The following is a 3,945-nucleotide window of genomic DNA, read 5'->3' on the forward strand; positions in this document are numbered from 1 at the left end:
GCTCGCTCCCACAATAAACAGGATCGAACTCAATACCCGTTGGAACCATAGTCCGGGGTGAACGCAAACCCAACCACCCGCTCAACCCCCGTCTCCAACCGCCCATCCGGCAACAGCCGCAACCACCGATACCCCGGCGCCTGCGAGCCCACCGCAAAATCCTCACTCCCCGGTTCAAACTGAATACAGGTCGAAGGCGAAGCCAACAAACGAACCCCCTCGCGCACCTGGTCAATCTCCTGATGCACATGCCCCCACAACACCGCCCGAACCTGGGGAAACCGATCCAGCACCGCAAACAAAGCCTCAGGATTGCGCAACCCGATCGGCTCCATCCACACGCACCCAATCGAAACAGGATGATGATGCAGACACACCAGATGATGTCGCTCTGGCGCCTCGCTCAGCGCATTGGCCAACAAAATCAACTGCTCCTCGGCCAAGAACCCCGGCACCGAACCTGGCACGGCAGAATCGAGCATCGTCACCCGCCAATTGCCAATGTCCACCACCGGATCGAGCAACGTGCTCTTGACCGCTGCCTCGAGCATCACCTGCGGTTCGTCATGGTTGCCGGGAATCCACCGCGCCGGGGCATCGATACACGTGGTCAGTTGTCGAAACGCCTCATAGGATTGCAGCGTGCCGTCCTGGGACAGATCCCCAGTGGCAAGCATCAGGTCGATATTCGGCTGTTGTTCGAGCACCAGATCAATGACCGCCCGCAAGCTGTCACGGGTGTTCATGCCCAGCAACGAGGCATTGGCCTCGGCGAACAGATGGCTGTCGGACAGTTGGACCAACAGCGCCGCATCGGCCGTGGTCAAGCTGGATACGCTCGGCAAATCGCTCTCTCCCAGGCGCAATGACGCCGTTGCATGAAGCGGCAATTATGCTGGGGACGATCGAAAGGGGAAACCCGTGAACCGGAACCGGTTCACAACCAGCGTTCACAACTACCGAACGACTTCGAACTCGTGGCCCAGCGCCAGGCAATGACTCAGCCACTCGCCCAGGAACAGGTTCAACTGGGCTTTTTCATCCGGCTGGTGCATTGACGCATTGGGGTAAGGATAGATGCCACGAAAGCGTCGTGCATGCTCGGCGCTGACAACTTCGGCCATGCGCGCATCGTGATAGACCTGAACTTCCAGTTGCGGCACCGGCAGCCATGGCAGGCTGTGTTCCTGGCGGACCTGCAACGTGGTGGTGTAGGGGCAAGTCTGCAGCACTTCGAGGGCCAGCACGCCGAGCATCTGGTCGCCGTGGGTCACGGCGATGCGACGCGGCTGCGGGTCGTTGCGCATATCCGGCAGCAAGCGCATCAGGCGGGCATAGTTGGCCTCGCAGGCGGCCTGCAACCCCACCAGATCGACGCGATAACGATCGCGCAGCTTGTTCAGGACCATAGCCCCCTCACTTCATCACGATTCAAGGCCAGCCATTGCAAGGCAATGATGCTGGCCGCGTTGCAGATACGCCCGTCGCGCACCGCTTGCAGGGCATCTTCGAAAGCCCAGGCCTTCACACGGATATCTTCAGCTTCTTCCAGCAGGCCATGCAGGCCGCCCGCCCCCGTGCTGTCGCAACGCCCCAGGAATAGATGCACGAATTCGTCACTGCCGCCCGGCGATGGAAAATACTTGGTCATCGGCCAGAGCGCGGCGAAGACAAGCCCAGCTTCCTCCTGCGCTTCACGATGAGCAACTTCTTCCGGCTGCTCGTCCTTGTCGATCAGGCCGGCCACCAATTCCACCAGCCAAGGGTTGGCGCTCTTGCCCATGGCGCCGACGCGAAACTGTTCGATGAGCACCACTTCATCGCGCTGCGGGTCGTAGGGCAACACGCACACCGCGTCATGACGAACGAACAGCTCACGGCTGATTTCACGGCTCATGCCGCCGGCGAACAGCTCGTGGCGCAGGCGCACGCGGTCAAGTTTGTAGAAACCCTTGTAGCAGCTCTCGCGCTCGACGATCTCCACGGTGCTCGGCGTGGCGTTGGCGAAATCAGTCATGACAATCCTCGTGTGCAATGGATCAATACGAGGTTCCAACCTCGGCTTCGCGCCATCCTAACGCGCCCGTACCGTTTGATGCAGCCCCTTTCCGGTCATCGGGATGGACGGCTGCCCTTAAAATTACTCTAATGAGCTTAGTGGCGAACTGATTGCCCTGCTGACAGTCGAAGCGGGTAACTTTTTGCCTTTCCCTGTTCCACGAAGGACGCCCATGTCGCTTTTCAAGATTGCTTCCCTGGCCACCATCGCCCTGACCCTGGGTGCGTGCCAAAGCCTGTTCCAACCCAATTACCGAGCGCCGCTGGAGACCACTCGCGATGCCTCGGAGCAATTGCAACCCGGCTGCGCCAGTGCCGACTGCCCGCTGGTGAACATCGACACCCTGCACTTTCCCACCGAGCCCGCGCTGGACGGCATCGTCGAAAAACGCTTGCTGCAATTGACCCGCACCCCGGGCGCCCCGGTGGCGCCGACGCTTGCGGCGTACCGCGAGCAGTTCCTGCGCAACGCCGCGCCGCGCAACAGCAGCTATTTGCAAGCCAAGGTACGCGAGCAGCATGACGGCTTGGTGATCATCGAGCTGTCCAGCTACCTGGACACCGGCGGTGCCCACGGCACGCCGGGACGCGGCTTCATCAATTATTCGCGCCAGCAACACAAGGTGCTGGAGCTGTCGGACATGCTGCTGCCGGGCCAGGAAGAAGCGTTCTGGAAAGCCGCCCAGGTCGCCCACAACAGTTGGCTGATCAGCACGAAGCTGGATCAGGAACCGGACTTCCTGAAGCAGTGGTCTTTCCAGAAAACCCCGCACATAGCGCTGACCTACGGCGGGGTGATCCTCAAGTACGAAGTGAGCACCATCGCGCCGTACGCCCTGGGCCACATCGAACTGAAGATCGCTTACCCACGCCTCAACGGCATCCTCAAGCCCGAGCTGTTTCCCGGCCGTAGCTGAAGGCCCGACCCAGCAGCAGTTGCAGCAGCCCTGCCAGGATCAGCGAAGGCAGGGTGGCGCCGATGTCCGGGTAGAAATTGGCCAGCAGGTGATAAGTGCTCACCCCACCCAGCCAGGCCAACAATGCCGGCCAGCGCAACGCGGCCGGCTGCACCTGGCTGCTGCGTTTGCGCAGGATGAAGTGGTCCACCAGCACCACGCCGAACAACGGCGCGAACACCGAACCGATCAGCAACAGGAAGTTCTGGTATTGCGCCAACGGTGCAAAGCAGGCGATCAACGTGCAGATGACACCAATCGCCAAGGCCAGGTGTTCGACCTTCAATCCTGACAGCATGCCGCTGGACACCGCTGCCGAGTGGATGTCGGCGAAGGCGTTTTCCGACTCGTCCAGCAGGATCAGCAACAGCGGGATACCCAACCCGGCACCGGCCAGGGCCAGCAGCAACGCGTTGACTTCGCCGCTCGGTGCGAACGCCAAGGTGTAGGCCACGCCCAGGCTCATCAGCCAGAAATTACCAATGAAGAAGCCCACGGCAGTGCCGCCGAAGACATTCTTGGCGCGCTTGCCGAAACGCGAGTAGTCGGCGATCAACGGCAGCCAGGACAACGGCATCGCAATGGCGATATCAAAACCCACCGCCAGGGACATCGAGCCATCACCGGCCTGCGCCCACAGTGCGGCCAGGTCAGCCTTGGCGAACAGGTTCCAGGTCAACCAGATGCAAGCCGCCAGCAGCAACCAGATGCCCCATTTGCGCAGGACCTTGCGCACGAATGTCAGCGGTCCGCTGACCGCGAGCAAGGTTGCCAAGGCGCCGAAGAACAATGTCCACAGCAGAGGGTTCGTGCCCAAGCTGCCTTCACTGAAAGCCCGGGCGCCAAGCAGGCTGGCGGCATCGCGCATGACGATGATTTCGAACGAGCCCCAGCCAATCAGTTGCAACAGGTTCAACACCGCCGGCACGCT

General features: G+C 61.2%; 5 protein-coding genes. 1 reads left to right on the forward strand and 4 read right to left on the reverse strand.

What is annotated here, in order from left to right:
- Positions 1-29 precede the first annotated feature (29 nt).
- The 3 genes from cpdA to OC610_RS22640 form a co-directional block, all read right to left on the reverse strand.
- On the reverse strand, positions 30-845 hold the full coding sequence (cpdA, locus tag OC610_RS22630; RefSeq protein WP_264430927.1) for a 3',5'-cyclic-AMP phosphodiesterase: 816 nt from the start codon (positions 843-845) through the stop codon (positions 30-32).
- A gap of 111 nt (positions 846-956) precedes the next feature.
- Positions 957-1,409, reverse strand: a complete 453-nt coding sequence (locus OC610_RS22635; protein ID WP_264430929.1) for a DUF1249 domain-containing protein — start codon at positions 1,407-1,409, stop codon at positions 957-959.
- The gene (locus OC610_RS22640) at positions 1,400-2,017 is read right to left on the reverse strand and encodes an NUDIX domain-containing protein (protein ID WP_264430931.1); all 618 of its coding nucleotides are present in this window, start codon (positions 2,015-2,017) and stop codon (positions 1,400-1,402) included. Before OC610_RS22640 ends, OC610_RS22635 begins: the two co-directional genes overlap by 10 nt.
- A gap of 214 nt (positions 2,018-2,231) precedes the next feature.
- Here OC610_RS22640 and OC610_RS22645 point away from each other — a divergent pair, with 214 nt between their 5' ends.
- Positions 2,232-2,975 carry a DUF3298 domain-containing protein gene (locus OC610_RS22645; protein ID WP_264430933.1) on the forward strand — a complete coding sequence of 248 codons (744 nt, stop codon included), beginning with the start codon at positions 2,232-2,234 and terminating at the stop codon, positions 2,973-2,975.
- Here OC610_RS22645 and cytX read toward each other — a convergent pair.
- On the reverse strand, positions 2,944-3,945 hold a 1,002-nt coding region (gene cytX, locus OC610_RS22650), incomplete at its 5' end, for a putative hydroxymethylpyrimidine transporter CytX (protein ID WP_264430935.1). The two genes, OC610_RS22645 and cytX, sit on opposite strands and share 32 nt — an antisense overlap.

The sequence above is a fragment of the Pseudomonas agronomica genome, from assembly GCF_025917275.1.
Lineage (GTDB): Bacteria > Pseudomonadota > Gammaproteobacteria > Pseudomonadales > Pseudomonadaceae > Aquipseudomonas > Aquipseudomonas agronomica.

Coding starts and splice junctions, on each gene's coding strand:
- OC610_RS22635 (WP_264430929.1), bottom strand. CDS start 1,409: ATGGTCCTGAACAAGCTGCGCGATCGTTATCGCGTCGATCTGGTGGGG.
- OC610_RS22645 (WP_264430933.1), top strand. CDS start 2,232: ATGTCGCTTTTCAAGATTGCTTCCCTGGCCACCATCGCCCTGACCCTG.
- OC610_RS22640 (WP_264430931.1), bottom strand. CDS start 2,017: ATGACTGATTTCGCCAACGCCACGCCGAGCACCGTGGAGATCGTCGAG.